The sequence below is a fragment of the Streptomyces sp. NPDC031064 genome (assembly GCF_055570965.1).
The window spans coordinates 177,518-204,207 of the sequence record NZ_JBVIGF010000009.1 but is presented as its reverse complement, the minus strand read 5'-3'; the positions used below and the strand labels follow the sequence as shown (position 1 = coordinate 204,207).

Annotated in this window: 34 protein-coding genes and 1 pseudogene; 25 read left to right on the top strand and 10 right to left on the bottom strand. The window is 69.2% G+C overall.

What is annotated here, in order from left to right:
* The first annotated feature begins 9 nt into the window (after positions 1-9).
* Together fusA and tuf are read left to right on the top strand one after the other, a co-directional pair.
* Positions 10-2,136, top strand: a complete 2,127-nt coding sequence (gene fusA / locus ACZ46W_RS29675; RefSeq protein WP_468343925.1) for an elongation factor G — start codon at positions 10-12, stop codon at positions 2,134-2,136.
* A gap of 148 nt (positions 2,137-2,284) precedes the next feature.
* Positions 2,285-3,478 carry an elongation factor Tu gene (gene tuf / locus ACZ46W_RS29670; RefSeq protein ID WP_468343922.1) on the top strand — a complete coding sequence of 398 codons (1,194 nt, stop codon included), beginning with the start codon at positions 2,285-2,287 and terminating at the stop codon, positions 3,476-3,478.
* A 92-nt stretch (positions 3,479-3,570) separates the two neighbouring features.
* On the opposite strand, the gene ACZ46W_RS29665 is transcribed toward tuf, so the two are convergent.
* The gene (locus ACZ46W_RS29665; protein WP_468343919.1) at positions 3,571-5,469 is read right to left on the bottom strand and encodes a PIG-L family deacetylase; all 1,899 of its coding nucleotides are present in this window, start codon (positions 5,467-5,469) and stop codon (positions 3,571-3,573) included.
* Positions 5,470-5,758: 289 nt separating this feature from the next.
* Positions 5,759-6,217 carry a hypothetical protein gene (locus ACZ46W_RS29660; RefSeq protein ID WP_468343916.1) on the bottom strand — a complete coding sequence of 153 codons (459 nt, stop codon included), beginning with the start codon at positions 6,215-6,217 and terminating at the stop codon, positions 5,759-5,761.
* 368 nt (positions 6,218-6,585) lie between these two features.
* Between ACZ46W_RS29660 and ACZ46W_RS29655 the strand changes: the two genes are divergently transcribed.
* On the top strand, positions 6,586-6,861 hold the full coding sequence (locus ACZ46W_RS29655; protein WP_468343913.1) for a hypothetical protein: 276 nt from the start codon (positions 6,586-6,588) through the stop codon (positions 6,859-6,861).
* A gap of 89 nt (positions 6,862-6,950) precedes the next feature.
* On the opposite strand, the gene ACZ46W_RS29650 is transcribed toward ACZ46W_RS29655, so the two are convergent.
* The 4 genes and pseudogenes from ACZ46W_RS29650 to ACZ46W_RS29635 form a co-directional block, all read right to left on the bottom strand.
* On the bottom strand, positions 6,951-7,340 hold the full coding sequence (locus ACZ46W_RS29650; protein ID WP_468343910.1) for a hypothetical protein: 390 nt from the start codon (positions 7,338-7,340) through the stop codon (positions 6,951-6,953).
* Positions 7,333-8,089, bottom strand: a pseudogene (locus tag ACZ46W_RS29645) (hypothetical protein). The gene ACZ46W_RS29650 and the pseudogene ACZ46W_RS29645 overlap by 8 nt, the downstream one beginning before the upstream one ends.
* A 65-nt stretch (positions 8,090-8,154) precedes the next feature.
* On the bottom strand, positions 8,155-8,994 hold the full coding sequence (locus ACZ46W_RS29640) for a helix-turn-helix domain-containing protein (RefSeq protein ID WP_468343907.1): 840 nt from the start codon (positions 8,992-8,994) through the stop codon (positions 8,155-8,157).
* Between the two features lie 139 nt (positions 8,995-9,133).
* Positions 9,134-9,667 (bottom strand): ATP-binding protein, encoded by a 534-nt coding sequence (locus ACZ46W_RS29635; RefSeq protein ID WP_468343904.1) that lies wholly within the window; start codon positions 9,665-9,667, stop codon positions 9,134-9,136.
* 157 nt (positions 9,668-9,824) lie between these two features.
* Between ACZ46W_RS29635 and ACZ46W_RS29630 the strand changes: the two genes are divergently transcribed.
* Both ACZ46W_RS29630 and ACZ46W_RS29625 read left to right on the top strand, forming a co-directional pair.
* Complete coding sequence (locus ACZ46W_RS29630; RefSeq protein ID WP_468343901.1) at positions 9,825-10,688, top strand: helix-turn-helix domain-containing protein; 864 nt, start codon at positions 9,825-9,827, stop codon at positions 10,686-10,688.
* The gene (locus tag ACZ46W_RS29625) at positions 10,685-10,897 is read left to right on the top strand and encodes a DUF397 domain-containing protein (protein ID WP_468343898.1); all 213 of its coding nucleotides are present in this window, start codon (positions 10,685-10,687) and stop codon (positions 10,895-10,897) included. The genes ACZ46W_RS29630 and ACZ46W_RS29625 overlap by 4 nt, the downstream gene beginning before the upstream one ends.
* Here ACZ46W_RS29625 and ACZ46W_RS29620 read toward each other — a convergent pair.
* Complete coding sequence (locus ACZ46W_RS29620) at positions 10,894-12,948, bottom strand: glycoside hydrolase (RefSeq protein WP_468343895.1); 2,055 nt, start codon at positions 12,946-12,948, stop codon at positions 10,894-10,896. The genes ACZ46W_RS29625 and ACZ46W_RS29620 overlap by 4 nt on opposite strands.
* A 72-nt stretch (positions 12,949-13,020) precedes the next feature.
* Positions 13,021-13,452, bottom strand: a complete 432-nt coding sequence (locus ACZ46W_RS29615; protein ID WP_468343892.1) for a DUF2000 family protein — start codon at positions 13,450-13,452, stop codon at positions 13,021-13,023.
* Positions 13,453-13,501: 49 nt separating this feature from the next.
* Here ACZ46W_RS29615 and ACZ46W_RS29610 point away from each other — a divergent pair, with 49 nt between their 5' ends.
* Positions 13,502-14,320, top strand: coding sequence for an AraC family transcriptional regulator (locus tag ACZ46W_RS29610; protein WP_468343889.1), 819 nt, complete (start codon positions 13,502-13,504; stop codon positions 14,318-14,320).
* A 160-nt stretch (positions 14,321-14,480) separates the two neighbouring features.
* Here the strand turns inward: ACZ46W_RS29610 and ACZ46W_RS29605 are convergent, their stop codons facing one another.
* Positions 14,481-15,281, bottom strand: a complete 801-nt coding sequence (locus ACZ46W_RS29605; RefSeq protein ID WP_468343886.1) for an RNA repair domain-containing protein — start codon at positions 15,279-15,281, stop codon at positions 14,481-14,483.
* Positions 15,282-15,300: 19 nt separating this feature from the next.
* Positions 15,301-16,446: an FAD-dependent monooxygenase gene (locus ACZ46W_RS29600; RefSeq protein WP_468343884.1), complete on the bottom strand. Its 1,146-nt coding sequence runs from the start codon at positions 16,444-16,446 to the stop codon at positions 15,301-15,303.
* A gap of 187 nt (positions 16,447-16,633) precedes the next feature.
* Between ACZ46W_RS29600 and ACZ46W_RS29595 the strand changes: the two genes are divergently transcribed.
* From ACZ46W_RS29595 to rplR, 19 genes are all read left to right on the top strand, one after another.
* Positions 16,634-17,572, top strand: coding sequence for a TetR/AcrR family transcriptional regulator C-terminal domain-containing protein (locus ACZ46W_RS29595; RefSeq protein WP_468343882.1), 939 nt, complete (start codon positions 16,634-16,636; stop codon positions 17,570-17,572).
* 726 nt (positions 17,573-18,298) lie between these two features.
* Positions 18,299-18,607 (top strand): 30S ribosomal protein S10, encoded by a 309-nt coding sequence (gene rpsJ / locus ACZ46W_RS29590; RefSeq protein WP_003948644.1) that lies wholly within the window; start codon positions 18,299-18,301, stop codon positions 18,605-18,607.
* A gap of 13 nt (positions 18,608-18,620) precedes the next feature.
* Complete coding sequence (gene rplC, locus ACZ46W_RS29585) at positions 18,621-19,265, top strand: 50S ribosomal protein L3 (RefSeq protein WP_315876824.1); 645 nt, start codon at positions 18,621-18,623, stop codon at positions 19,263-19,265.
* Positions 19,266-19,273: 8 nt separating this feature from the next.
* Positions 19,274-19,924 (top strand): 50S ribosomal protein L4, encoded by a 651-nt coding sequence (gene rplD / locus ACZ46W_RS29580; protein WP_468343880.1) that lies wholly within the window; start codon positions 19,274-19,276, stop codon positions 19,922-19,924.
* Complete coding sequence (gene rplW, locus ACZ46W_RS29575; RefSeq protein ID WP_468343878.1) at positions 19,924-20,238, top strand: 50S ribosomal protein L23; 315 nt, start codon at positions 19,924-19,926, stop codon at positions 20,236-20,238. The genes rplD and rplW overlap by 1 nt, the downstream gene beginning before the upstream one ends.
* Before the next feature lie 39 nt (positions 20,239-20,277).
* Positions 20,278-21,114 carry a 50S ribosomal protein L2 gene (gene rplB / locus ACZ46W_RS29570; RefSeq protein ID WP_018847502.1) on the top strand — a complete coding sequence of 279 codons (837 nt, stop codon included), beginning with the start codon at positions 20,278-20,280 and terminating at the stop codon, positions 21,112-21,114.
* 12 nt (positions 21,115-21,126) lie between these two features.
* Complete coding sequence (gene rpsS, locus ACZ46W_RS29565) at positions 21,127-21,408, top strand: 30S ribosomal protein S19 (RefSeq protein ID WP_004984529.1); 282 nt, start codon at positions 21,127-21,129, stop codon at positions 21,406-21,408.
* A gap of 50 nt (positions 21,409-21,458) precedes the next feature.
* Positions 21,459-21,806: a 50S ribosomal protein L22 gene (gene rplV, locus ACZ46W_RS29560; RefSeq protein ID WP_366130434.1), complete on the top strand. Its 348-nt coding sequence runs from the start codon at positions 21,459-21,461 to the stop codon at positions 21,804-21,806.
* A complete protein-coding gene (gene rpsC / locus ACZ46W_RS29555; RefSeq protein ID WP_366130435.1) occupies positions 21,806-22,636 on the top strand; it encodes a 30S ribosomal protein S3 in 831 nt (276 codons plus the stop codon). Before rplV ends, rpsC begins: the two co-directional genes overlap by 1 nt.
* 5 nt (positions 22,637-22,641) lie before the next feature.
* A complete protein-coding gene (gene rplP / locus ACZ46W_RS29550) occupies positions 22,642-23,061 on the top strand; it encodes a 50S ribosomal protein L16 (RefSeq protein ID WP_126886729.1) in 420 nt (139 codons plus the stop codon).
* Complete coding sequence (gene rpmC / locus ACZ46W_RS29545; RefSeq protein WP_030759371.1) at positions 23,061-23,285, top strand: 50S ribosomal protein L29; 225 nt, start codon at positions 23,061-23,063, stop codon at positions 23,283-23,285. Before rplP ends, rpmC begins: the two co-directional genes overlap by 1 nt.
* Entirely contained in the window at positions 23,285-23,569 is a 285-nt protein-coding gene (gene rpsQ / locus ACZ46W_RS29540) for a 30S ribosomal protein S17 (protein ID WP_039656223.1), read from the top strand. Before rpmC ends, rpsQ begins: the two co-directional genes overlap by 1 nt.
* A gap of 103 nt (positions 23,570-23,672) precedes the next feature.
* Positions 23,673-24,041, top strand: a complete 369-nt coding sequence (gene rplN / locus ACZ46W_RS29535) for a 50S ribosomal protein L14 (protein WP_003956455.1) — start codon at positions 23,673-23,675, stop codon at positions 24,039-24,041.
* Positions 24,042-24,043: 2 nt separating this feature from the next.
* Entirely contained in the window at positions 24,044-24,367 is a 324-nt protein-coding gene (gene rplX / locus ACZ46W_RS29530; protein WP_073753485.1) for a 50S ribosomal protein L24, read from the top strand.
* Positions 24,367-24,924 (top strand): 50S ribosomal protein L5, encoded by a 558-nt coding sequence (rplE, locus tag ACZ46W_RS29525; protein ID WP_073753487.1) that lies wholly within the window; start codon positions 24,367-24,369, stop codon positions 24,922-24,924. The genes rplX and rplE overlap by 1 nt, the downstream gene beginning before the upstream one ends.
* Positions 24,925-24,929: 5 nt before the next feature.
* Positions 24,930-25,115 carry a type Z 30S ribosomal protein S14 gene (locus ACZ46W_RS29520; protein ID WP_003956452.1) on the top strand — a complete coding sequence of 62 codons (186 nt, stop codon included), beginning with the start codon at positions 24,930-24,932 and terminating at the stop codon, positions 25,113-25,115.
* 221 nt (positions 25,116-25,336) lie between these two features.
* Positions 25,337-25,735 carry a 30S ribosomal protein S8 gene (rpsH, locus tag ACZ46W_RS29515; RefSeq protein WP_073753488.1) on the top strand — a complete coding sequence of 133 codons (399 nt, stop codon included), beginning with the start codon at positions 25,337-25,339 and terminating at the stop codon, positions 25,733-25,735.
* 21 nt (positions 25,736-25,756) lie between these two features.
* A complete protein-coding gene (rplF, locus tag ACZ46W_RS29510; RefSeq protein ID WP_126886730.1) occupies positions 25,757-26,296 on the top strand; it encodes a 50S ribosomal protein L6 in 540 nt (179 codons plus the stop codon).
* Between the two features lie 3 nt (positions 26,297-26,299).
* Positions 26,300-26,683, top strand: a complete 384-nt coding sequence (gene rplR / locus ACZ46W_RS29505) for a 50S ribosomal protein L18 (protein WP_126886731.1) — start codon at positions 26,300-26,302, stop codon at positions 26,681-26,683.
* The last annotated feature ends 7 nt before the right edge of the window (positions 26,684-26,690 follow it).

Here is a 26,690-nt window from a genome sequence, read left to right as displayed (position 1 = left end):
TGAAGCCTTATGGCTACCACTTCGCTTGACCTGGCCAAGGTCCGCAACATCGGGATCATGGCCCACATCGACGCGGGCAAGACGACCACCACCGAGCGGATCCTGTTCTACACCGGTGTCTCTTACAAGATCGGTGAGGTCCACGACGGCGCTGCCACGATGGACTGGATGGAGCAGGAGCAGGAGCGCGGCATCACGATCACGTCTGCCGCGACGACCTGCCACTGGCCGCTGGAAGACGTTGACCACACCATCAACATCATCGACACCCCGGGCCACGTCGACTTCACCGTCGAGGTGGAGCGTTCGCTCCGCGTGCTCGACGGTGCGGTGACGGTGTTCGACGGCGTCGCCGGCGTTGAGCCGCAGTCCGAGACCGTGTGGCGTCAGGCGGACCGCTACGGCGTTCCGCGTATCTGCTTCGTCAACAAGCTCGACCGCACCGGCGCCGAGTTCCACCGCTGCGTCGACATGATCAGCGACCGCCTGGGCGCGCAGCCGATCGTCATGCAGCTCCCGATCGGTGCCGAGGCCGACTTCAAGGGCGTCATCGACCTGGTCCGCATGAAGGCCCTGGTCTGGTCCGCCGAGGCGGCCAAGGGCGAGATGTACGACGTCGTCGACATCCCGGACACCCACACCGAGGCTGCCGAGGAGTACCGCGGCAAGCTGCTCGAGGCCGTGGCCGAGAACGACGAAGAGATCATGGAGCTGTACCTGGAGGGCCAGGAGCCGTCCGAGGAGCAGCTTTACGCCGCGATCCGTCGTATCACCATCGCCTCCGGCAAGGGCAAGGGCACCACGGTCACCCCGGTGTTCTGTGGCACCGCGTTCAAGAACAAGGGCGTCCAGCCCCTGCTCGACGCGGTCGTGCGCTACCTCCCCTCCCCCGTCGACATCGAGGCCATCGAGGGCCACGACGTCAAGGACGCGGAGACGGTCGTCAAGCGCAAGCCGTCCGACGACGAGCCGCTGTCGGCGCTGGCGTTCAAGATCATGAGCGACCCGCACCTCGGCAAGCTCACCTTCGTCCGGATCTACTCCGGTCGCCTGGAGTCCGGCACCTCGGTGCTGAACTCGGTCAAGGGCAAGAAGGAGCGCATCGGCAAGATCTACCGCATGCACGCGAACAAGCGTGAGGAGATCGAGGCGGTGGGCGCGGGCGACATCATCGCCGTCATGGGTCTGAAGCAGACCACGACCGGTGAGACGCTGTGCGACGAGAAGAACCCGGTGATCCTGGAGTCCATGGACTTCCCGGCGCCGGTCATCGAGGTCGCCATCGAGCCCAAGTCCAAGGGTGACCAGGAGAAGCTGGGTGTCGCCATCCAGCGTCTCGCGGAGGAGGACCCCTCCTTCCAGGTGCACACCAACGAGGAGACCGGCCAGACCGTCATCGGCGGTATGGGCGAGCTTCACCTCGAGGTGCTCGTCGACCGCATGAAGCGCGAGTTCAAGGTCGAGGCCAACGTCGGCAAGCCGCAGGTCGCGTACCGTGAGACGATCCGCAAGGCCGTCGAGCGCGTGGACTACACCCACAAGAAGCAGACCGGTGGTACCGGTCAGTTCGCCAAGGTGCAGATCGCGGTCGAGCCGATCGAGGGCGGCGACGCCTCGTACGAGTTCGTCAACAAGGTCACCGGTGGCCGCATCCCGAAGGAATACATTCCTTCGGTGGACGCCGGCTGCCAGGAGGCCATGCAGTTCGGCATCCTCGCGGGCTACGAGATGACGGGCGTTCGCGTCACGCTTCTCGACGGCGCCTACCACGAGGTCGACTCCTCCGAGCTCGCCTTCAAGATCGCCGGTTCGCAGGCCTTCAAGGAGGCCGCGCGCAAGGCGTCCCCGGTGCTCCTTGAGCCGATGATGGCCGTCGAGGTCACCACGCCCGAGGACTACATGGGCGATGTCATCGGTGACATCAACTCCCGCCGTGGCCAGATCCAGGCCATGGAGGAGCGGGCGGGTGCCCGGGTCGTCAAGGGCCTGGTGCCGCTCTCGGAGATGTTCGGCTACGTCGGAGACCTCCGCAGCAAGACCTCGGGTCGCGCAAGCTACTCGATGCAGTTCGACTCCTACGCCGAGGTTCCGCGGAACGTCGCCGAGGAGATCATCGCGAAGGCCAAGGGCGAGTAACTCACCCGAGTTCACGCTTTAGGCTTGACACCAACCGCCGGGGCCCGGCCCCGAACCCCGAGGCAGGTCCCCGGCGGATGGCACCCCAGCAAAGATCACCTGGCGCCGATGAGTAAGGCGTACAGAACCACTCCACAGGAGGACCCCAGTGGCGAAGGCGAAGTTCGAGCGGACTAAGCCGCACGTCAACATCGGCACCATCGGTCACATTGACCACGGTAAGACGACCCTCACGGCCGCCATTACCAAGGTGCTGCACGACGCGTACCCGGACCTGAACGAGGCCTCGGCCTTCGACCAGATCGACAAGGCTCCTGAGGAGCGCCAGCGCGGTATCACCATCTCCATCGCGCACGTCGAGTACCAGACCGAGTCGCGTCACTACGCCCACGTCGACTGCCCCGGTCACGCGGACTACATCAAGAACATGATCACCGGTGCTGCCCAGATGGACGGCGCCATCCTCGTGGTCGCCGCCACCGACGGCCCGATGCCGCAGACCAAGGAGCACGTGCTCCTGGCCCGCCAGGTCGGCGTTCCGTACATCGTCGTCGCCCTGAACAAGGCCGACATGGTGGACGACGAGGAGATCCTGGAGCTCGTCGAGCTCGAGGTTCGTGAGCTCCTCACCGAGTACGAGTTCCCGGGCGACGACGTTCCGGTCGTCAAGGTCTCGGCGCTCAAGGCGCTCGAGGGCGACAAGGAGTGGGGCCAGTCGGTCCTGAACCTGATGGCCGCCGTCGACGAGTCCATCCCGCAGCCCGAGCGTGACGTCGACAAGCCGTTCCTGATGCCGATCGAGGACGTCTTCACGATCACCGGTCGCGGTACGGTCGTCACCGGCCGTATCGAGCGTGGTGTCCTCAAGGTCAACGAGACCGTCGACATCATCGGCATCAAGACCGAGAAGACCACCACCACGGTCACCGGCATCGAGATGTTCCGCAAGCTGCTCGACGAGGGCCAGGCCGGTGAGAACGTCGGTCTGCTCCTCCGTGGCATCAAGCGCGAGGACGTCGAGCGCGGCCAGTGCATCATCAAGCCGGGCTCGGTCACCCCGCACACCGAGTTCGAGGCGCAGGCCTACATCCTCTCCAAGGACGAGGGTGGCCGCCACACGCCGTTCTTCAACAACTACCGCCCGCAGTTCTACTTCCGTACCACGGACGTGACCGGCGTCGTGACCCTCCCCGAGGGCACCGAGATGGTCATGCCGGGCGACAACACCACCATGTCCGTCCAGCTGATCCAGCCGGTCGCCATGGAGGAGGGCCTCAAGTTCGCCATCCGTGAGGGTGGCCGGACCGTCGGCGCCGGCCAGGTCACCAAGATCACGAAGTAATTCTGATCTGACCTGGTGGCTCGTCGCTGAGCTGCAAGAAGGGCCCCGCACCGTGAGGTGCGGGGCCCTTCGCGTTGCCTGCGCGCGTCGCCTCAGCCCTGGGTACGGGGCTCCGGTGTCCACGTCCATGGATGGGCGTCCGCGCCCATGCCTATGGCGAGGGTTCCGTGCCGTCCGCTCGTGTGGAGGGTGGCCGACTCCAGCGCGACGGCCCCTTGCGTGCGGGTGGCCAGGTGGCCTGCCGGGGTGCGGATCTGGACGCGTCCGCGGAGGTCCTTGCCGAGGAGGACCGGGCCCTCGGGGGTGGCGGTCGCGGCGACCGGCCCGTAGCCGTCGAGGGCCACCTTCGGCAGCGGGGTGCCGTCGGGGCGTACCGCCGTGAGGTCCTTGCGGGTGGGCGCGCGGTAGTAGAGCGCCAGGCCGCCGTCGGGTGCGGCGGTGACCGCCACCGGGTCGCCCGCGACGGGGAGGGCGGTGCCCGCGCGGGAGGTGACCGGGCCGCCCGGGGCGTCCTGCGCCCAGTGGTGGACGCTGTCGCGGCCCGCCGCGAACAGGTGGACGCGGCCGGTGGCGTCCACCGCGGCCGACAGCCCGTCCTGCACCTCGGCCCCGCCCAGGTCCTGCCAGGGCCCCCATGTGCCGTCCGGCTCCCGGAGCCGGGTGCTCACGCCCTTGTCCGCGTTGCGCACGAAGAGGTGGACCCGGCCGTCGGGCGCCGCCACCGCCACCGGGACGCCCAGCCGGCGTCCCCGGTCGTCACCGCGCTCCGGGTTGCCCAGCCCGGTCCAGGCGAGGAACGGTCCGCCCGCCTGCCGCTGCTCCAGCAGCACGATCTCGCGTTTGTTGGGGCCGCCGTGCCCGCCGAGCGCCGCGAACCGGAGCCCGAACAGCAGTTGCCGGCCGTCCTTCAGGGTCACCCCGCCGAGCCCCGGCGCCAGCGGCCCGCCGCCCAGGTCGCCCGGCTCGCCCCACTGGCCGCTGCCGGGCTGCGTCTCGCGCCAGCGCACCGCGCGCAGGCCCAGCACCCCGTACACGGCGAGCCGCCCGTCCGGCTCGGTGGCCACGACGGGCCCGGGCGCCGGATAACGGTAGTGCGTGGCCCTGACCCACCCCTTCTTGTTGGTGAGCGGACGGACACCGCCGACGTTGTAGTCGCCGCAGCCGCCGCTGTTGCCGCAGTCCCAGGACGGGTCGCCGCCGTAGGGGACGAGGTGCGCGGCCTTCTCCTTGAGCACCGGCCCGGGGAGGTTCTTGGGCCAGTGCCGGTTGTAGTACCCGCGGAAGGACGTCGTCACGAAGGCGGGTAGGGAACCCCCGTCCTTCGTCGCGTCCGCCACCCATCGGACCATGGCGGCCCACGAGAAGGACGCGACGGCGGTGTGGTCGGCGTGGTCCGAGTAGCCGCGCTGCTCCGAGTCCTTCTTGCGGGTCTGCTCGTCGCTGTGCTGGATGTCGGGGTCGGGGTCCAGCGTGTGGATCACGGTCGGCTGGTAGCGCTCCATGAGCCCGACGAGGACCTCGACGAGCGAGTCGTAGTCGTACGTGTCGGCCTTGCGTACGGGGGAGTCGTCGGCCACCACGGTACGGAGTCCCAGGGCCCGGTCCTTCCACAGGCTCGGCAGGGCCATCCAGCGGCGCGGGGCGTGCATGGAGAGGTTGAGGAAGATCAGCTCGACCCGGCGGTTGCCGTGGGTGAGGGTGTTGATCTCGGCGCGGCGGTCACCCCGGAGGGTGATGACGCCCTTCTGCCAGGCGGCGAACTTGTCGAGCCCGAGCATCGTCGCGTACGCCTGGCGGAGGCCCTGGTGGCGGGCGGAGGAGTAGGCCGCCTTGTCGGCGGGGACGTTCTTGCGGCCGGGTATGTGGTTCTTGCCGTCGTGCTCGCCGGCGGTGACGTAGACGGAGACCAGCGGGACGCCGGCGTCCACCATCCGCTGGCTGTCCGGGTTCATGAAGTACAGGTCGTCGTCCGGGTGGGCCGCGATCTGCATCAACTGGGCCCGCCGGGAGCTGGTGATCGGTATCCCCGGCGCCGGATCCGCCGTCGGCCCCCCGCGCCGCGGCGCCGGCACCGAACACCCGGCGACCGCCGCCAACACCACGGCCGCGGCCGAAGTGAGGACCCCCCGCCGCCGAAAAACGGCAGGGCGCGGCCCTGCCCCCCGTATGTCGCCCACGTCCCGCTTCCCCCGTTTGCCTAACCACCCGCGTTCTGCGGTCGGTTAGACGGAAAATCCGCGTTACGGGTTGCCCGTCGGCCACGCGACGTTCAGCGGGCGGCTACTTCAGCGCGTACTTGCACATGGTGGACGCGGGGTCCTTGTCGTTGGCGCCCTCGTTGTCGGCGACCTTCTTGCCGTCGACGGTGATCACACAGGGAGCCGCCTTGAGCGTGCCGTCGGCCGCCTGCACCGACCCGGGCACCACGGACACCACGGTGCCGACCTTCTTCTCGGCCTCGGTGGTGAACGTGATGGTGGCCGTCTTCTTCCAGGGCAGGGTCACCTGCTCGCCCTTGTTGGTGTCCAGGTTGTAGTACACGAGCGCCGACCCGGTGCCCTGCACTTCGAGGGTGACCTGGTGGCTGACGGGCCCATCGCCCTTGGCGCTGTCCGACGGCTTCACGGAGGACGGCACGTCGGCGGGCTTCGGATCGCCCGCGCTTCCGCTGCTGCCGCCGCAGCCGGTCAGCAGGGCGGCGGCGAGGACGAGGGCGGTGGTGGTGACGGTCTTGCGCATGGTTCCCCCTAATGATCAACGCTTCGATCCTATTGGCGTGCGCACGTAATGATCGCCTGGGGGGTACGGAGGGATGGCAACCACGCTGCAGCAGCTCCACAGACATCCATGATCTGAGTGGCGCTGATGCCCCCGCGGTCACGCCGGCGGATCCCGGCAGGGAAGGTACCCGAGGGGATGTCGGGCGCGGTGACGAGGAGAACAGGTGACCACCAAGAGGATCCTTCCGGCGCGTTTGTGCGCAGCCTTCACCGCCGCACTGCTGCTGACCTCTTGCTCTGTCATGGACCGGGAAGGGGCCGTCCAGAGGACGGACGAGCCCTACCCGCACTGGGACAAGAACCAAGGGGCCACCGACCGACGAATACGTGCTCACGTTCGTCACCGAGGCGAAAACCGCCAAGAGCATCGCCGACGACCTGCGCTCGCAAGAACCACTGCAAGCAAGCAAAACCGGGGTGCCGTCGACCGATGAGTTCTCCCATCTCGGACTTGCCGAGCCGCACACGTTGCAGGGGGTCCGGTGGGCGGGAGTCTGCCCGCCGTGCGTGAGTGATCACCGCCGGAGCACGGTTCAGTGGATCGAGATCTACGTCCATGACCAGGCAAACGGCAAGGCCCGGGTGTACCTGAAGGCCTTTTGAGAGGGAGCAGCCCCGGATCGCAGCGTCTCGTCGGAGCCGGGCCGGCCACACAGGTGCCCGGCCCTGGGTTGCGCCACCGCGGGTCGGGGCTACTGCTCGACGAAGATTTCCTCGACGGACGGGGCGAAGACAGCACGCTCGAGCCAGCGCCGCAGGAGCTCGGGGTTGTCGCAGTTGGTGATGCGCTCGCGGGCAGCGTCGGGGATGTCGATGCCGCGATGCTCCAGAACCATCAGCGTGCTGACGGAGCGGCCCAGGCTGCGGCCCTCCGCGCGGGCTTCTTCCCGGAACGCCTCCTTCAGCGCTGCCCGGAAGTAAGGAAGCTCCCGTTCCACCAGATCCGTCCACTGCGCAAGGGCTGCCGGGTGGTTGCTGAGGCCCTGTGTGATGAGTTCGATGAGGACCACTCTGGGATCGAACCAGTGCTGCCCCGTGGCGGGGTCGTGCCAGTAGTACGCCGTGGGGTCGGGTTCACTCATCGGCGAAGATCAGCTCCACTGACGGGGCGGTGACGGCGCGTGTGAGCCAGCGCCGCAGGAGCTCGGGGTCGTCGCAGTTGGTGATGCGCTCGCGGGCGGCGTCGGGGACGTCGATGCCGCGCTGCTCCAGGACGATCAGGATGTCCTCGGCCCGGCTCTTCGCCCGGATCCCCTCCGAGACGGGCGACGTGTAGAACGACAGGTCCACGGCCATCAGGTGCCTCCACAGTTGTGCGGCTGGGCGCTTGCCCAGGCCTTGTGCGATGAGTTCGGCGAGGGGGTGGGACAGCTTTGCGGGCCTCGACGGTGTTGCGGATCACGGGCATGTTGTGCGGGCCCGCCACCAGGGGGCGAAGGGTGAGGGAGGCCCACTGTCTGGGGCCGATACGGACCGGCCGGGCGGCCCATTCGGCGGTGGAGCGGTCCTGGCAGACGACCAGCAACACGGGCGGCTGCTGGTACTTCGCGTAGAGGTAGGACAGGTAGTACGCCCAGCTCGCGGGCTTGGCGAGGTCCTTTTTGCCCTGAGGCTCGACGGCCAGGAGGAACGGCCCCTCGTTCTCGGTGTCGAAGAGCAGCAGCGTGTCCACGCGGCGTTCGAGAGGGCGGGCCTCGGTGAGGTCTGTCGGCATGATCTGGACCGAGATGGGCGGGGGGAACGGGACGCCCAGAATCTCCGAAACACCGGAGAAGAGCCCCGGGTGGTCCTGGAAGATGCGGTGCATCGCCTCGTGTGGGGAACTGACCATGGGTCGGACAGTAGGGAGCGGGCGGGCTTGGCATATGCCAAAAGCACCTGCACCATCCGAACTGATTATCCGTAGGTCCCGCGTTGACAGCCGCCGCACTCGCCCGGCTCCGGTGCGCGGAATGCCCGGTCGCAGCGGTCGCAGTTCTGGAGCGGGTGCCGTTGGGATGGCGCCCGGAATGGGAGTGGGGGAGGGAGCTGGGCCGTCAGGCGGTGGGCCAGGAGGGCGGCGGGGCGGTGGAGGCGGTCCGGTGGCAGGTTCGTGGTCAGTGCGTCCCGTACGGCGTCCACGCTCGCGTCCCGTTCCAGCCAGGCGGCGACCCCCGGGGCCAGGTGTTCCGCGTCGCGGGCGGAGAGCAGGAGGCGGGGGTCCTGGCGGTGCAGGCCGGCGAGTACGTCGATGGCCGTCTGGAGGAGGGAGGGCGCTGGGTAGGCGGGCTGCGGTACGGCGAGGGGCGCGGGCCGGCGCCGGGCGGGCCGCTTGGGCGGCGGCACCGGGGCGGGCGGCTCGTCGGGATCGTCGTCCGTGCGCCGCGCGCCGGGCTGGTTGCAGGAAATCGTTCGGGTGATGAGCCGGCCCTTGGCCACCCGCTCACGAACCCGCCGCAGATAGCCGTGGGCTTCCAGTTCCCGCAGGGCGGCGGCGATCCGGTCGGCGCCCTCCGGGAAGCGGTCGGCCAGGGTCCTGATGTCCACCAGGGCGCCGGTCGGCAGTGACTGGATGTGCACCGAGAGGCCGATGGCCGTGAGCGACAACTCGGCATGCTGGGCGAGGTGGTTGCCGATGACGGTGAACTGGGTGTGGTGCCGGGCGTTGTCGTGAATGACGCCTCCAGCGGTATGCGTCCGGGTGCGGACGTTGCCGCGCTGCCTGCGCGTGGGCGCGCTAAGGTGCTTCGTATCCATCGGGAAGCCCTACTTCCTCGGATGGTCAGGCCCTCGTCCGGGATGCCAGTCCCGGCGGGGGCCGTCGCATTTTGCGGTTGTGTGTCGCGGTGAGCGTAGAGCACGCAACCCGGCGCCGCGCCAGCCCAGTTGGCGATGTTCACCCGGCGGAGTGAGGCGACCCGGCGGGAGGGAGGGGTGGGGTTTGGCGGGGTTCTTTCCACTCTTTCGTTCCTTTGGGTAGACCGCCCGGGCCACCGGAGCCCGGAAAACCGTGTCCCGGTGCGACCAGGCCCAGTTCCGCCCAGACCGTCTTGCGCGGCACCGGGCCCAGCACCACGCCCCACCGGTCCGCGAGCGCCTCGACGATCACCAGACCGAGGCCGGGCGGGCGGCAGCCCGGGAGTCGGTCGGCCCGCGTGTCGGTCACCTCCGCGCGGAGCGTGCGGCCGTCGTCCGTGGTCCGGAGGGCGAGGCGGAAGTCCCGGCCCGGCACCCGGGCGTGGGTGGCGGCGTTGGCGGCCAGCTCGGCGATCACGTGCTCGGCCGCGTCAGCGACTCCGTACGGCAGGTCCCAGGCCCGCAGCCGCTCGGTGGCGAGCAGGCGCGCGAGGCGGGCACCGCGCGGCGTGGGGGAGAGCTGCACGGTGAACTGACGGGCCGGGGCAAGGAGTTCAGAGGATTTGTGGTTCACGTCACAAAGCCTGGTGGTGGGTCGCTTTCGGGCGCCAGTGACGCAGCGGATGCGTACGGTGACTGTCCGGAGCTTGTCCGGTGCTGTCCGGCCTGTCCGGAAGGGCGTATGGGCAGGGGGCGTCCAGGTACTGCGCGGTACGGCGGAGGTGGCGCGAATGAGCGTGAGCGTGGAAGACGGCACGACGGACGAGCCCGGCTGGGAGGTCGACCCCGACGACGAGTCGGGCGCGGCCGTCGTCGCCACGGTGGGGCGCCAGCTCCGGCTGCGGCGCGAGTCCGCCGGGATGCGGGCGGGGGAGTTCGGCGAGGCCATCGGGTACGGAGAGGACCTGGTCTACAAGGTCGAGGCCGGGAAGCGGATCCCGAGGCCCGAGTACCTGGACAGGGCGGACGAGGTGCTGCGGGCCGGTGGGCTGATCGCCGCGATGAAGAAGGACGTGGCGGAGGTCCGGTACCCGAAAAAGGTGCGGGATCTGGCGCGGATGGAGGCGCGGGCGGTTGAAATCGGGGTCTACGAGAGCAACAGCGTTCACGGCCTGTTGCAGACGCCGGAGCACGCCCGTGCCTTGTTCGAGGCGCGCCAGCCCGCATATTCGCAGGACGAGGTGGAGCGTATGGTGGCTGCCCGCGTCGGTCGGCAGTCGATCTTTGAGCGGTTGCCCGCCCCGGCACTCAGTTTCGTCCAGGAAGAGGCTGCGCTACGGCGGCCCGTCGGCGGCACAATGGTCTGGCGCCACCAACTAGAACGTCTGCTGGAGGTGGGCCGTTTGCGTAACGTCTCACTCCAGGTGATGCCGACCTATAGCGGGCCACACCCCGGACTGGACGGGCGGATCGAAGTGCTGAAGTTCGGAGACGGCACTGCTGTTGGGCGTTCAGACGGGGCGTTCAATGGGCGTCCAACCTCTGATCCGAAACAGCTCCGGATCCTTGAGCTGCGGTATGGCACCATCCGGGCTCAGGCTCTCACCCCTGGGGAGTCGCTGGCCTTCATCGAGCAAGTGCTGGGAGAAACATGATCCAAAACTCTGCCGGGGACGCCTCCGAGCTGACCTGGTTCAAGAGCAGTTACAGCAGCGGCACCGAGGGTGACTCGTGTGTCGAGGTCGCCACCACCCCCGCCACCGTCCACGTCCGCGACTCCAAGAACGTCGCCGGCCCCCAGCTCGCCCTCGCGCCCGCCGCCTGGGCCGACTTCGTGTCGTACGCGTCCGCGTCCCGCGCCTAGGCGTTCGCCGGGCAGAGGCGTCGGGGTTCGGGGTCTCCCTTCAGCTTGGCGTCGGCGCAGCCGGGCGGGAGGCCGGCGTACGCCTTGGAGCTGAAGTTGGCCGTCACCGTCAGCACGCCGTCGCCGAAGACCGAGCGCTGGAGCAGGTGGTCCTTGGTCAGGTGGCGGAAGTCCGTCATGGGTTCGGTGCCCGCCGCCTGGTGGAGGGGGGCGAAGTAGCGCTGGAGGCGGGCCATTTCCGGGCCGGTGGTGTTCAGGTTCTTGTCGCTGAGGGTGAAGTTGAGCGGGGTGTTGTAGAGGACGGACATCAGGGCGCGGTTCTTCTTCTGGGCAGGGAACTTGTCGTACGGCATCTCCCAGCGCTCCGTGCTGATGAGGGAGTCGTGCAGCGCGGTCTGGTACAGCGGGACGCGGTGGGCGGGGTCGTACATCGACTTCGCCAGCGCGGCGGGCAGCTCGACGGGCTTGAAGAAGACGCCGGGCGCCTCGGCCGGGGACCAGGAGCCCCAGGTCTTCTCTTTCTGGAAGGGCCACAGGCGGTCGTTCACCGGCGTCTGGGAGCCATGGTTGAACGCGAGCACCGGGGCCGACCAGGAGACGGCGGACTCCGAGCCGAGGACGAAGGCGTCGGCGAGGGCGCGCATGCGGTCCATGCGGTTGGCACGGTCCTGCTTCTTGGTCATCGGGTGGTTCTCGGAGAAGTCGCTGAACAGCTCACCGGCCGCGTCGACGTCCAGGAAGACGCTGTTGGCGCCGTTCTTGGTCATCTCCCGGGTGCGCTCGGCCAGGTAGTGCTTGGTGGCCTCCGTCCTGGCGAACGCCTCCGAGCTGAGGTAGCAGCCGCGGTTCGCGAAGCCCGTCTTGATCTCGCCCTTCCAGGTGCGTACGCAGTGGTCGGGGTAGACCGTGCCGGGCCACTTGGCCACCGGGGTGTCGGCGGTCCGCGGGTCCTGGCCGTTGGCGAAGGTGTCGTACGGGCCGACGACGTAGCCGAGCCGCTCGGCGGTCGCGACCGCCTCCGCGCTCATGGGGCGGCCGTCGGCGTCGTAACCGAGCCACAGCCGCGTGTTGCCCTGCTCGCGGAGCTTCCGCATGGCCTCGGCGTCGCGGGCGCCGCCCCACAGGTAGGCGTGCTGGGCGCCCAGCAGTTGCTTGATCTCCGGGTTCTTCGCGATCTTCTGCTTGAGCGTGCGCAGCTCGCCGTGCTCGCGCAGCCAACGGCGGTAGTCGGCGGCCGGTGCGACGGGAGAGGCGGAGGTGAGGGAGAAGGTGACGGTGTAGTCGAGGGTCTTCTCCCGCCGGGAGAACTCGTGCTTCGCCGTCGCGTTCAGCTTCCCGTCCGTGGAGGCGAAGGCGAGCGAGGTCCCGACGCTCTCCGGGACGAGGTAACTGACGCCGTGCCCGCCCGTGGTGTAGCCCCACAGCGGCAGGGTCAGGGAACCGGTGGCCAGCTCGGCCTCGGTACCCGCGAGGCCCGCCCCGGGGGAGTTCCAGAACCGGTCGCCGGCCGGCACCGACAGCCCCTCGCCGCGCGGTACCTGCAACGAGGCGTTCTCGGCGCCCGTGCCGGGGCCCTTGCCGGTGACCGGCCAGGCGAGGGTGGAGTCGTCCCGGGCGGCCACGGTCACCCGCAGCCGGCCCCGCTCGGCCGCGGCGGTCACCCTGAGCCCCTTGGCGGGGTACGCCCACGAGGCCAGGGAGCCGTCCAGCTCGACGCGGCCGGGCCTGCCCAGGCCGTCGGCGGCGGCGTCGGAGACCGGGACGGCGGCGCCCCCGTCGGTGCGCCCCGTCACGCGCAGCGAGGCGGTGTCCACCGTGAGGGTGCCGCCCGCCACGGGGAAGTCGACGGAGCCGCCGTGCACCTGGGGCGGCGCGGCCGGCGAGGAGTGACCCTCGGGGCCCGCGAAGGCGGCGTACCCGGCGGACGCGGTGCCGGCGGTGACGACGAGCGCGGCGGCGATGCCGAGGAGGCGGCGGCGCCTCCTGCGCGCGGCGCCCACGGTGTCGCGGTGTCCATGGCGTACGGGCGAGTGCTGTTCGGGATGGATCATGCGGGCGAGCGTGCGGCCCCCGGTTAAGGGGTTTCTAAGAGCCGACCCGAGAACGACGGACGCCCCCGGCGCCTAGGGGTGCATGCGGGCGCCCTTGAGGACCTTGTCGACCGCGTTGCGCGGGCCGTACACCGCGAGGCCCACGAGGTCGAGCTGGTCCTTCCGTACGGCGCGCACCGCCGCGCGGTTGTCGCGGTCGTTCCCCGTGGCGAAGAGGTCCGAGGTGAACACCGACCGGGGGAGCGAGCGGGTCAGGGCACGCTCGTGCGCGGCGGTCAGGATCTCCTTCGTCCCCTCGAAGACCAGGACGGGCTGGCGGAACATCGGCAGGTAGGGGGTGTCGTCGGCGTCGGCGTACGGTTCGCCGATGACCTCGGGGAGCTGCGAGCCGAGGCCGCTGACGAGGAACGCCGTCACGTTCAGCCGCTGCCAGGTCTCCAGGTCGTGGCGCAGCAGGACGGCGATCTTGGTGTCGAAGCGCGGGGGCGTGTTCTCGGTGGTCATGCCCCGAGGCTGCCGACCGCCGCGCCGGGCGGTCTTGTACGTTCTTTGCATGGTGGCCCGGCAGGAGGTTTCCGCGTGGCGCCCGGGGGTCGCGGGTGTGGTGGAGGTCTTCCACGCCCGCTTCACGGAGCACACGTACCCGATGCACGTCCATGACTCCTGGACGCTGCTGGTCGTCGATGACGGCGCGGTCCGCTACGACCTGAACCGCCGTGAGCACGGCACCCCTCTGGGCACGGTCTCCCTGCTGCCGCCGCACGTGCCGCACAACGGCTCACCGGCCACCGCGCGGGGGTTCCGCAAGCGGGTGCTGTACCTGGACCTGACCCAGTTGGACGAGAGCTTCATCGGCCCTGCCGTGGACGGCCCCGACTTGGTCGACCCCGTACTGCGGCGCCGCGTCGGCCAGTTGCACACGGCCCTGGCGCACCGGGGTGACGAACTGGAGGCGGAGAGCCGCCTCGCCCTGATCCGCGAACGCCTCCGCGGCCACCTGCGGCCCCGGCTCGCCGCCCCCGCCGACCGCCCGCCGGAGGCCGACCGGGGCGTGGCCCACCGGCTGCGCGAGCTGCTCGACGAGCGGCTGCACCAGGGGGTGACCCTGGAGGAGGCGGCGCGACTGGTCCACGCCCACCCCGCGCACCTGGTACGGGCGTTCGGCGCCGCGTTCGGCATCGCCCCGCACCAGTACCTGATGGCCCGCCGGGTGGACCGGGCCCGGCGGCTGCTGCTCGACGGGCAGGCACCCGCGGAGGTGGCGGCCGCGGCCGGCTTCTACGACCAGTCGCACCTCGGCCGGCACTTCAAGCGCCTCGTGGGCAGCACCCCGGGCCGCTACGCCCGCGCCGCCGGCCCCCGAAGCCGGTGACGCCCGGCCCCACCGCCGCCGGCCCCCGAAGCCGGTGACGCCCGGCCCCGCGCGCCCGGCCCCGCCCCTGCCCGGCTCCCGCGCGCCGGCCCCACCACCGCCCGGCTCCCGCGCGCCGGCCCCGCGCCCGGCCCCGCCGCCCGGCCCCCGAGGCGGTGGCTCACGCCCGCCGCACCTTCCCCGTGCCCAGCGCGACCGTCGCCCGTACCCGCATCGGCTCCTCGCCCCGCCGGGAGAGGATTGCCACCTCGGTCACCCGGGCGGCCAGCGGGCCCCACGGGGCCAGCCGCTCGGCGCACTCGGCGACGGTCTCGCGGGGGTGCCGGGTCCGGCCCAGGCTCAGGTGCGGGGTGAACCCCTGGCGGTGGCCCCGGCAGGCGGGGAAGCGGCGTACCAGGACCTGACGCAGGTCCGCCCACGGCCGGGCGTCCGCCGCGGCGGGGTCCAGCCACACGGTGGAGCCCGCCCGGTGGCGGAAGGTGCGGATACCGGCGAGCCGCGCCTCGAACGGCGCGATCCGGGCCGCCGCCGACGCCAGCAGGGGTACGGCACGCCCGAACTCCTCCTCGGGTACGAAGCCGAAGAGCAGGTTCACGTGCGGCGGCCAGCGGTGGATCTGCGGGTCGTGGTCCCGGCGGATGGCCTGGACCGGTGGCCACAGCTCGTCCGGTGGCAGCCAGGCCACCGCCGTACGGGGCGTGGGCGGTGTGTCCAGGGCGTCCACCCGCCCGGCGCCGGTGGCGGCGAGGCGGTCCACGCCCGTGGTGCGGTCCCAGACCACCTCCCCGTCGGCCTCGAAGAACAGCACCCGGTGCCAGGGGATGTCGCCGCCCGGCTCGAAATCCTCCAGCGGCACCCGGCCGGGCGCGCCCTCGCGGAGGCGGACGCCGACCACGAACCGGTGGGGATCGAACCGGGGATCCCACAGGACCTGGTGGTAGATCTCCTCACTCGTGCGCACGTCCCCACTGTGCGCCCGGTCAGACGTCCAGCGCGATCCCGTTCTTCGCCCGGGCGAGCGACTCCTCGGACGCCGGGCCGCCCGGGTTCTCCGTGGCCAGGGCCTGGTTCGCGGCGACGAACGGCCGCATGCGCGACTCGTACGCGGCGAACGCCGCCCCGTGGTCGCCCGCGGCTCCCGCCAGCGCGTCCGCCAGGACGTGCGCGCCCACCAGGGCGAGGCTGGTGCCCTGACCGGAGAGCGGAGAGGGGCAGTAGCCGGCGTCGCCGAGCAGGACCGTACGGCCCCGGGACCAGTGGTCCATGCGGATCTGGGCCATCGCGTCGCAGTAGAAGTCGGGCGCCTCCTCGGCCGCCTTGGCCAGGCGCGGGCCCTCCCAGCGCAGCGCGGCGAGCCGCTCGACGACCAGCGACTTCAGGTCGGTACCGCCGTCCAGCGGCGCCGACTCGAAACCGAACGCGACCCGCAGTTCCCGGTTGTCGCGTACGGGCATGATGCCGAACCCCGCTTCCCCGTCCCGCATCCACACCTGCCAGTTGTCCAGGTCCAGGAAGTTGTCGGCGCTGAAGACCGACAGGTAGCTGCCCAGGTGCCGGGTGAACTCCTCCTCGGGGCCGAAGGCGAGGCGCCGCACCGTCGAGTGCAGGCCGTCGGCGCCGACCACCAGGTCGAAGCGGCGCGGCGGGGCGTGGGCGAAGTCCGCCCGTACGCCGTCGGCGCTCTCGGTGAGCGCGGTGACGCCGTCCCCGAAGACGTACTCGACGTCCCCGTTCCCGTTCCCGTCCCCGTCCCGGCCCTCGTCCCCGTCCCCGTCCTCGCGCGCCCGGTCGTACAGCAGCCGCGCCAGGTCCTCGCGCAGCACCTCGATGTCGTCCCCGTCGAGCCGGCCGCTGCTCAGCGCGTAGTCCGTCGAGCGGTCGATCTCCCTGCCGTCCGCGTCCAGGACCGACATGCCCCGTATGCGCGTGCGGACCTCGCGCGCCTGTTCCAGCACCCCGATGCGGTCGACCACGTCCAGGGCGACTCCCCGCACATCGATGGCCTGCCCGCCCGGTCGCAGGCAGGGGGCCCGCTCGACGACGGTCGGTGAGAAGCCCCGGCGGCGGAGCAGATGCGCGAGGGCGGATCCGGCGATCCCGGCACCGGAGATGAGTACGGACTGCATGGCCCAGCTCCCTTCGATACGGTGTACGCGGCTGAATGTACGACGTATGCACAGCCCTGCCAAGCGGGTCCAGCAGCCCCTATGTACTAGGTCAGGGCGGGAATTCGGCGGCATCCCGCTGCTAGGCTCTGCCCTAGTACAGGGCACTCACCCGGCGAAAAAAGACGGAAAAGAATCGAGGCGGCCCATGGGCGACCAGCCCCCTTACCTCCGCATCGCCGCGGACATCCGGCAGCGCATCGCCGACGGCGACCTCCGCCCCGGCGACCGCGTCCCCTCCACCCGGCAGATCGCCCGGCAATGGGGCGTCGCCCTCGCCACCGCCACCAAGGCCCTCACCGCCCTGCGCCTGGAGGGTGCCGTCGAGGCCCGGCCGCGTGTCGGCACCGTCGTGGCCGGTACGGAGACGCCGGCCGCGGCACCGGCCCCCAGGCGGCCCGCCGAGCACGAGCTCACCCAGGCCCGGATCGTCCGGGCCGCCATCGAGATCGCCGACGCCGAGGGGCTCGCCGCGCTGTCGATGCGCGGGGTCGCCGCCCGCCTCGGGGTGGCCGCGACGTCCCCGTACCGGTACGTCGGCGGCAAGGACGAGCTGATCGCGCTGATGGCCGACGCCGCGTACGGTGAGGTCGCCCACCCCGACGTACCGCCGCGGGGTTGGCGGGCCCGCCTGGAGACCGGGGCGCACGCCCTGTGGGAGGTGTGCCGCCGCCACCCGTGGGTGGCCCACATCGGCCCGCTCAACCGGCCGCTCGTGCTGCCGAACCTGATGGCGCACGGCGAGTGGCTGCTCGGCGCGCTGGAGGGCCACGGCCTCGACCCCAAGACCATGTTCGACATCCACCTGCTGGTCTACAGCCACGTCCACGGGCTGGCGGTCAACCTCGAACGCGAGACCCAGGCCCAGGCCGCGACGGGCCTGACCGACGAGGAGTGGATGGACCGCCAGGGCGCCGCACTGAGCGAGATCGTCACCTCGGGCCGCTTCCCCGCCGTCGCCCGCACCCTCACCGGCTTCCCGGACGGCGAGTACGACCTCGACCTGGACGCCCTCTTCGAGGTCGGCCTGCGGGCGCTGCTCGACGGGATCGAGCGCCTCGTCGAGGAGGCCGCCCGGCCGACGTGATCAGATGTGGGCGCCGAGCGGTCAGGGCCTTCTCCAGCATGACGGGGCCGTCGGCCGGGAGCGGGTCCAGGAGCTCCAGAGCGGCCCCGGCTGCTCGCCCCTCGGCGTGGCGGGGTCCAGGTTGGCGGCGAAGAGCAGCGCCTTGGTGCTGGTGAGCGCGTGCCGACCGCAGCAAGCCCCTGGACGAGCTGTCCCAGACGAGCTGTCCCAGGAGTGCGGCACGGTGACCCGCACCTGACGCGCGGGGGCGGACCAGGACGTTCCGCCGGTGGTGGGGGTGTGCCGCGGTTTGACAGGGACACCCCGCGGGGTAATCTCTTCGGCTCGATTGGCGTGGGCTCTGCCCCGTATGGCAGACTGTCGGGGTTGCTCGGTTGAGTGCCGATGCTGCGCGCCTCCCGCCGGGAGGACCGGAAGCGAGTCCCACAGTACTCGTCGTCCCTGATCAGGGGCGGACGTACGGGAATCTTCCGGGAAGCGTCAGCGGGGCGCCGGCCAGGCACCCGGTGGGTGTTCCGCCCCCGACGCTCTTCATTGAGCACAGCGTGGTCCTAGGGCCCGCACCCCCTCGGTTGGGAAATCCTTCGGGAGATCTGCGTGGAGGGGATGCGACACGCCCGACCGCGTGGGTCGGAGGAGGGGCTGCAAAACCAAGGCCGAGAGGCCCAGGAGAACGCGGCCCACCAGGTTCCAGAGCGTTACGAGAGACAGGACTACTGAGTAGCCATGGCGGGACAGAAGATCCGCATCCGGCTCAAGGCCTACGACCACGAGGTCATCGACTCCTCGGCGAAGAAGATCGTCGAGACGGTGACGCGCACTGGTGCGTCGGTCGCGGGCCCGGTGCCGCTGCCCACTGAGAAGAACGTGTACTGCGTCATCAAGTCGCCGCACAAGTACAAGGACTCGCGCGAGCACTTCGAGATGCGCACGCACAAGCGCCTCATCGACATCCTCGACCCCACGCCGAAGACGGTTGACTCGCTGATGCGTCTCGACCTGCCGGCCGGCGTCGACATCGAGATCAAGCTCTGAGGTGACGCGCGAGATGGCTAAGAACATTAAGGGCGTCCTGGGCGAGAAGCTCGGCATGACCCAGGTCTGGGACGAGAACAACCGGGTCGTCCCGGTGACCGTCGTCAAGGCCGGGCCCTGCGTCGTCACCCAGGTCCGCACGAACGACACTGACGGCTACGAGTCGGTCCAGATCGCCTTCGGCGAGATCGACCCGCGCAAGGTGAACAAGCCCCTCAAGGGCCACTTCGCCAAGGCCGACGTCACCCCGCGCCGCCACCTGGTGGAGATCCGCACCGCTGACGCCTCCGAGTACACGCTCGGCCAGGAGATCACCGCTGAGGTCTTCGAGGCGGGCGTCAAGGTCGACGTCACCGGCAAGAGCAAGGGCAAGGGCTTCGCCGGTGTCATGAAGCGCCACAACTTCCGTGGCCTGGGCGCCGGACACGGTACCCAGCGCAAGCACCGCTCGCCCGGTTCCATCGGTGGCTGCGCCACCCCGGGCCGTGTGTTCAAGGGCCTCCGCATGGCGGGCCGCATGGGCAACGAGCGGGTCACCACCCAGAACCTGACCGTCCACGCCGTTGACGCGGAGAAGGGCCTGCTCCTGATCAAGGGTGCGGTTCCTGGTCCGAACGGCGGCCTCGTCCTGGTCCGTACCGCGGCCAAGGGGGCCTGAGGTAACCGATGAGCACCATTGACATCCTTTCGCCGGCAGGCGACAAGGCCGGGACCGTCGAGCTCCCCGCGGAGATCTTCGACGCGAAGACCAGCGTTCCGCTGATCCACCAGGTCGTCGTCGCCCAGCTCGCGGCTGCCCGTCAGGGCACGCACAAGACCAAGACCCGTGGCGAAGTCCGCGGTGGTGGCAAGAAGCCGTACCGCCAGAAGGGCACCGGCCGCGCCCGTCAGGGTTCGACCCGCGCTCCGCAGTTCGCCGGCGGTGGCGTCGTCCACGGCCCCGTGCCGCGTGACTACTCGCAGCGCACCCCGAAGAAGATGAAGGCCGCCGCCCTCCGCGGTGCCCTCTCGGACCGGGCGCGTCACTCCCGCATCCACGTCGTCACCGACGTGGTGGACGGCGCGGTGTCCACCAAGGCCGCCAAGACGCTGTTCGGCAAGATCTCGGAGCGCAAGAACCTGCTCCTGGTCGCCGAGCGCTCCGACGAGGCCGCGTGGCTGTCCGCCCGCAACCTGCCCCAGGTGCACATCCTGGAGCCGGGCCAGTTGAACACGTACGACGTGCTCGTCTCCGACGACGTGGTCTTCACCAAGGCCGCCTTCGAGTCCTTCGTGTCTGGCCCCAAGGCCGCTGACAACGAGGGGAGCGAGGCCTGATGGCCGAGATCACCAGCAAGACCTTCACGGACCCGCGCGACGTTCTCGTCAAGCCGGTTGTCTCCGAGAAGAGCTACGCGCTGCTCGACGAGAACAAGTACACGTTCATCGTGGCACCCACCGCCAACAAGACCCAGATCAAGCAGGCCGTCGAGGCGGTCTTCTCGGTCAAGGTCGCATCGGTGAACACGATCAACCGTCAGGGCAAGCGCAAGCGCACCCGCACCGGTTTCGGTAAGCGCGCCAACACCAAGCGCGCCATCGTGACCCTTGCTGAGGGCAACCGTATCGACATCTTCGGCCAGGCCTCCTAACGGAGCGCCCTGGTCCGAATATCGGACGAGGACTGAGAAATGGGTATCCGCAAGTACAAGCCGACGACTCCGGGCCGTCGTGGCTCCAGCGTCGCCGACTTTGTCGAGATCACGCGGTCCACGCCGGAGAAGTCGCTGGTCCGCCCCCTGCACAGCAAGGGCGGCCGTAACAACACCGGTCGTGTGACCGTCCGTCACCAGGGCGGTGGCCACAAGCGCGCCTACCGCGTGATCGACTTCCGTCGTCACGACAAGGACGGCGTGCCGGCCAAGGTCGCTCACATCGAGTACGACCCCAACCGCACCGCGCGCATCGCGCTCCTCCACTACGTGGACGGCGAGAAGCGCTACATCATCGCCCCGCGTGGCCTGAACCAGGGCGACCGGGTCGAGAACGGCCCCGGCGCCGACATCAAGCCCGGCAACAACCTGGCGCTGCGCAACATCCCGGTCGGTACCACGATCCACGCGATCGAGCTCCGTCCCGGTGGTGGCGCCAAGTTCGCCCGCTCCGCGGGTGCCTCCGTGCAGCTGCTCGCGAAGGAGGGCCAGATGGCCCACCTGCGCATGCCGTCCGGTGAGATCCGCCTGGTCGACGTCCGCTGCCGCGCCACCATCGGCGAGGTCGGCAACGCCGAGCAGTCGAACATCAACTGGGGCAAGGCCGGCCGCAAGCGCTGGCTGGGCGTTCGCCCGACCGTCCGCGGTGTGGCGATGAACCCGGTTGACCACCCGCACGGTGGTGGTGAGGGCAAGACCTCCGGTGGTCGCCACCCGGTCTCCCCCTGGGGTCAGAAGGAGGGTCGTACTCGTTCTCCCAAGAAGGCGAGCAACAAGTACATCGTCCGCCGCCGCAAGACGAACAAGAAGCGCTAGGAGCGGGTTTAGATGCCGCGCAGTCTCAAGAAGGGGCCCTTCGTCGACGACCACCTGATCAAGAAGGTGGACGCCCAGAACGAAGCAGGCACCAAGAACGTCATCAAGACCTGGTCCCGTCGCTCGATGATCGTCCCGGCCATGCTCGGCCACACGATCGCGGTGCACAACGGCAAGACCCACATCCCGGTGTTCGTCACCGAGTCGATGGTCGGCCACAAGCTCGGCGAGTTCTCGCCGACGCGCACCTTCCGGGGTCACGTCAAGGAAGACCGGAAGTCGAAGCGCCGCTAGTAGCGGGGTGAAAGACCATGACGAACGTGTCAGACACTGAAGGGACAACCATGGAAGCCAGGGCCCAGGCGCGGTACATCCGCGTCACGCCCATGAAGGCCCGCCGCGTGGTGGACCTCATCCGTGGCATGGACGCCACGGAGGCTCAGGCGGTCCTGCGTTTCGCCCCGCAGGCCGCGAGCGTGCCGGTGGGCAAGGTGCTGGACAGCGCCATTGCCAACGCCGCGCACAACTACGACCACACGGACGCCTCTTCGCTGTACATCAGCGAGGCGTACGTCGACGAGGGCCCGACCCTGAAGCGGTTCCGTCCGCGCGCCCAGGGCCGTGCCTACCGGATCCGCAAGCGGACCAGCCACATCACCGTGGTCGTCGCCAGCAAGGAAGGAACCCGGTAATGGGCCAGAAGGTAAACCCGCACGGGTTCCGGCTCGGCATCACCACCGACTTCAAGTCGCGCTGGTACGCCGACAAGCTGTACAAGGACTACGTCAAGGAAGACGTCGCCATCCGTCGGATGATGACGTCCGGCATGGAGCGCGCCGGCATCTCGAAGGTTGAGATCGAGCGCACCCGTGACCGTGTCCGCGTGGACATCCACACCGCGCGTCCGGGCATCGTCATCGGCCGCCGTGGCGCCGAGGCCGACCGCATCCGCGGTGACCTCGAGAAGCTGACGGGCAAGCAGGTCCAGCTCAACATCCTCGAGGTCAAGAACCCCGAGGTCGACGCTCAGCTCGTGGCCCAGGCCGTTGCCGAGCAGCTGTCCTCCCGCGTCTCCTTCCGCCGCGCCATGCGCAAGAGCATGCAGTCGGCCATGAAGGCGGGCGCCAAGGGCATCAAGATCCAGTGCGGTGGCCGTCTCGGCGGCGCCGAGATGTCCCGCTCGGAGTTCTACCGCGAGGGCCGTGTGCCGCTGCACACGCTCCGCGCGAACGTCGAGTACGGCTTCTTCGAGGCCAAGACCACCTTCGGCCGCATCGGCGTGAAGGTCTGGATCTACAAGGGCGACGTCAAGAACATCGCCGAGGTCCGCGCCGAGAACGCCGCTGCCCGCGCCGGCAACCGCCCGGCCCGTGGTGGCGCTGACCGCCCGGCCCGTGGTGGCCGCGGTGGCGAGCGTGGCGGTCGCGGTCGCAAGCCGCAGCAGACCGGTTCCGCTGCCGAGGCCCCCAAGGCCGAGGCCGCTGCCGCTGCTCCGGCTGAGAGCACCGGAACGGAGGCCTGACCGAAATGCTGATCCCCCGTAGGGTCAAGCACCGCAAGCAGCACCACCCGAAGCGCAACGGTATGGCCAAGGGTGGCACGCAGGTTGCGTTCGGCGAGTACGGCATTCAGGCCCTCACCCCGGCCTATGTGACCAACCGCCAGATCGAGGCCGCGCGTATCGCCATGACCCGCCACATCAAGCGTGGCGGCAAGGTCTGGATCAACATCTACCCGGACCGTCCGCTCACGAAGAAGCCGGCCGAGACCCGCATGGGTTCCGGTAAGGGTTCTCCGGAGTGGTGGATCGCGAACGTCAAGCCCGGTCGGGTGATGTTCGAGCTGTCCTACCCGAACGAGAAGATCGCGCGTGAGGCTCTGACTCGTGCCGCCCACAAGCTGCCGATGAAGTGCAAGATCGTCAAGCGCGAGGCAGGTGAGCTGTGATGTCGGCCGGTACCAAGGCGTCCGAGCTGCGCGAGCTGGGCAACGAGGAGCTTGTCGCCAAGCTCCGCGAGGCCAAGGAAGAGCTGTTCAACCTCCGCTTCCAGGCGGCGACGGGCCAGCTCGAGAACCACGGCCGGCTGAAGGCCGTCCGCAAGGACATCGCCCGGATCTACACCCTGATGCGTGAGCGCGAGCTCGGCATCGAGACGGTGGAGAACGCCTGATGAGCGAGAGCAACGTGACTGAGAACAAGGAAGCGCGCGGTTTCCGCAAGACCCGTGAGGGTCTGGTCGTCAGCGACAAGATGGACAAGACCGTCGTCGTCGCCGTCGAGGACCGCGTCAAGCACGCGCTGTACGGCAAGGTCATCCGCCGTACGAACAAGCTCAAGGCGCACGACGAGCAGAACGCCGCGGGTGTCGGCGACCGCGTCCTCCTCATGGAGACCCGGCCGCTGTCCGCGACCAAGCGCTGGCGCGTCGTCGAGATCCTCGAGAAGGCCAAGTAATTGCTTGAGGGGTTTCCCTCAAGTTCGTTCCGCCAGGCTCGGCAGGGGCTGACCTCGTAAGAGGGGCCCCTGCCGGGAACCGGCAGACAATCAGGAGATAGACGTGATCCAGCAGGAGTCGCGACTGCGTGTCGCCGACAACACTGGTGCCAAGGAAATCCTTTGCATCCGTGTTCTCGGTGGTTCCGGTCGCCGCTACGCGGGCATCGGTGACGTCATCGTCGCCACCGTCAAGGACGCGATCCCCGGTGGCAACGTGAAGAAGGGTGACGTCGTCAAGGCGGTCATCGTTCGCACCGTCAAGGAGCGCCGCCGCCAGGACGGCTCGTACATCCGCTTCGACGAGAACGCCGCCGTCATTCTGAAGAACGACGGCGACCCTCGCGGCACCCGTATCTTCGGCCCCGTCGGCCGTGAGCTGCGCGAGAAGAAGTTCATGAAGATCATCTCGCTCGCGCCGGAGGTGCTGTAAGCATGAAGATCAAGAAGGGCGACCTGGTTCAGGTCATCACCGGCAAGGACAAGGGCAAGCAGGGCAAGGTCATCGCGGCCTTCCCCCGTGAGGACCGCGTCCTGGTCGAGGGTGTCAACCGGGTCAAGAAGCACACCAAGGCCGGTCAGACCGCTCGCGGTTCCCAGACCGGCGGCATCGTCACCACCGAGGCCCCGATCCACGTGAGCAACGTTCAGCTCGTCGTGGAGAAGGACGGCAAGAAGGTCGTGACCCGCGTCGGTTACCGCTTCGACGACGAGGGCAACAAGATCCGCGTTGCCAAGCGGACGGGTGAGGACATCTGATGGCTACCACCACCACTCCGCGTCTCAAGACGAAGTACCGCGAGGAGATCGCGGGCAAGCTGCGTGAGGAGTTCTCGTACGAGAACGTCATGCAGGTTCCCGGCCTCGTGAAGATCGTGGTCAACATGGGTGTGGGCGACGCCGCCCGCGACTCCAAGCTGATCGAGGGTGCCATCAAGGACCTCACCACGATCACCGGTCAGAAGCCGGCCGTCACCAAGGCCCGTAAGTCCATCGCGCAGTTCAAGCTGCGTGAGGGCCAGCCGATCGGTGCCCACGTCACGCTCCGTGGCGACCGCATGTGGGAGTTCCTGGACCGCACCCTGTCGCTCGCGCTCCCGCGCATCCGCGACTTCCGTGGCCTGTCCCCCAAGCAGTTCGACGGCCGTGGCAACTACACCTTCGGTCTCACGGAGCAGGTCATGTTCCACGAGATCGACCAGGACAAGATCGACCGTGTCCGGGGTATGGACATCACCGTGGTGACCACGGCGACCAACGACGAAGAGGGCCGCGCGCTCCTCCGTCACCTCGGCTTCCCGTTCAAGGAGGCGTAAGCGAGATGGCGAAGAAGGCTCTCATCGCGAAGGCTGCCCGCAAGCCCAAGTTCGGCGTGCGCGCGTACACCCGCTGCCAGCGCTGCGGTCGTCCGCACTCCGTCTACCGCAAGTTCGGCCTGTGCCGCGTGTGCCTCCGTGAGATGGCTCACCGTGGCGAGCTGCCGGGCGTGACCAAGAGCTCCTGGTAAGCACCTATTGCCCTTTGGGCATAGGGGCTGCCCGGATCTCTCGGTAAGCATCTGGTCGGCAGGAGCCCTTCTCCACATGTCGTAGGCTTGTGGGGTTGGGCGCCTGCCGCCCGTACGACTTACTACGCCGTAGGTCCCCGCACCGCACCCGTCCCGCCCATGAGCGGGGAGAGGGATGGCGCATACAGGAAACCCCGGCGAGAGAGGCCGAAGGCCAATTCATGACCATGACTGATCCGATCGCAGACATGCTTACGCGTCTGCGGAACGCGAACTCGGCGTACCACGACACCGTGACGATGCCGCACAGCAAGATCAAGTCTCACATCGCGGAAATCCTCCAGCAGGAGGGCTTCATCACGGGCTGGCGCGTCGAGGACGCCGAGGTCGGCAAGAACCTCGTCCTCGAGCTCAAGTTCGGTCCGAACCGTGAGCGCTCCATCGCGGGCATCAAGCGGATCTCGAAGCCCGGTCTGCGGGTTTACGCGAAGTCCACCAACCTGCCGAAGGTCCTCGGCGGTCTGGGCGTGGCGATCATCTCCACGTCCCACGGCCTCCTGACCGGCCAGCAGGCGCAGAAGAAGGGCGTGGGTGGGGAAGTCCTCGCCTACGTCTGGTAGTCGGGAACGGAGGAAAAGCCAATGTCGCGTATCGGCAAGCTCCCCATCACGGTTCCCGCCGGCGTGGACGTCACCATCGAGGGCCGCACGGTCACGGTGAAGGGTTCCAAGGGCACCCTGAGCCACACCGTCGCCGCGCCGATCGAGATCGTCAAGGGCGAGGACGGCGTTCTGAACGTCACCCGTCCGAACGACGAGCGTCAGAACAAGGCCCTGCACGGCCTGTCCCGCACGCTGGTGGCCAACATGATCACCGGTGTGACCCAGGGGTACACCAAGGCGCTCGAGATCAGCGGTGTCGGTTACCGCGTGGCCGCGAAGGGCTCCAGCCTGGAGTTCCAGCTCGGCTACAGCCACCCGATCCTGGTGGAGGCCCCCGAGGGCATCTCCTTCAAGGTCGAGTCGCCGACCAAGTTCTCGGTCGAGGGCATCGACAAGCAGAAGGTCGGCGAGGTCGCCGCGAACATCCGCAAGCTTCGCAAGCCCGACCCGTACAAGGCCAAGGGCGTGAAGTACGCGGGTGAGGTCATCCGCCGCAAGGTCGGAAAGGCTGGTAAGTAAGCCATGGCATACGGCGTGAAGATTGCCAAGGGCAAGGCCTACAAGGGCGCTGCTCTGAAGCGTCGCCACATCCGCATCCGCAAGAAGATCGCGGGTACGGCGGAGCGTCCGCGCCTCGTCGTGACCCGGTCCAACCGCGGCATCACCGCTCAGGTCATCGACGACCTCAAGGGTCACACCCTGGCGTCGGCGTCCACCCTGGACGCGTCCATCCGCGGCGGCGAAGGCGACAAGTCGGCGAAGGCGAAGCAGGTCGGCCAGCTCGTGGCCGAGCGTGCCAAGGCCGCCGGCGTCGAGGCTGTCGTGTTCGACCGTGGCGGCAACCAGTACGCCGGGCGCATCGCCGCCCTGGCGGACGCCGCCCGTGAAGCCGGCCTGAAGTTCTGAGCCGGTT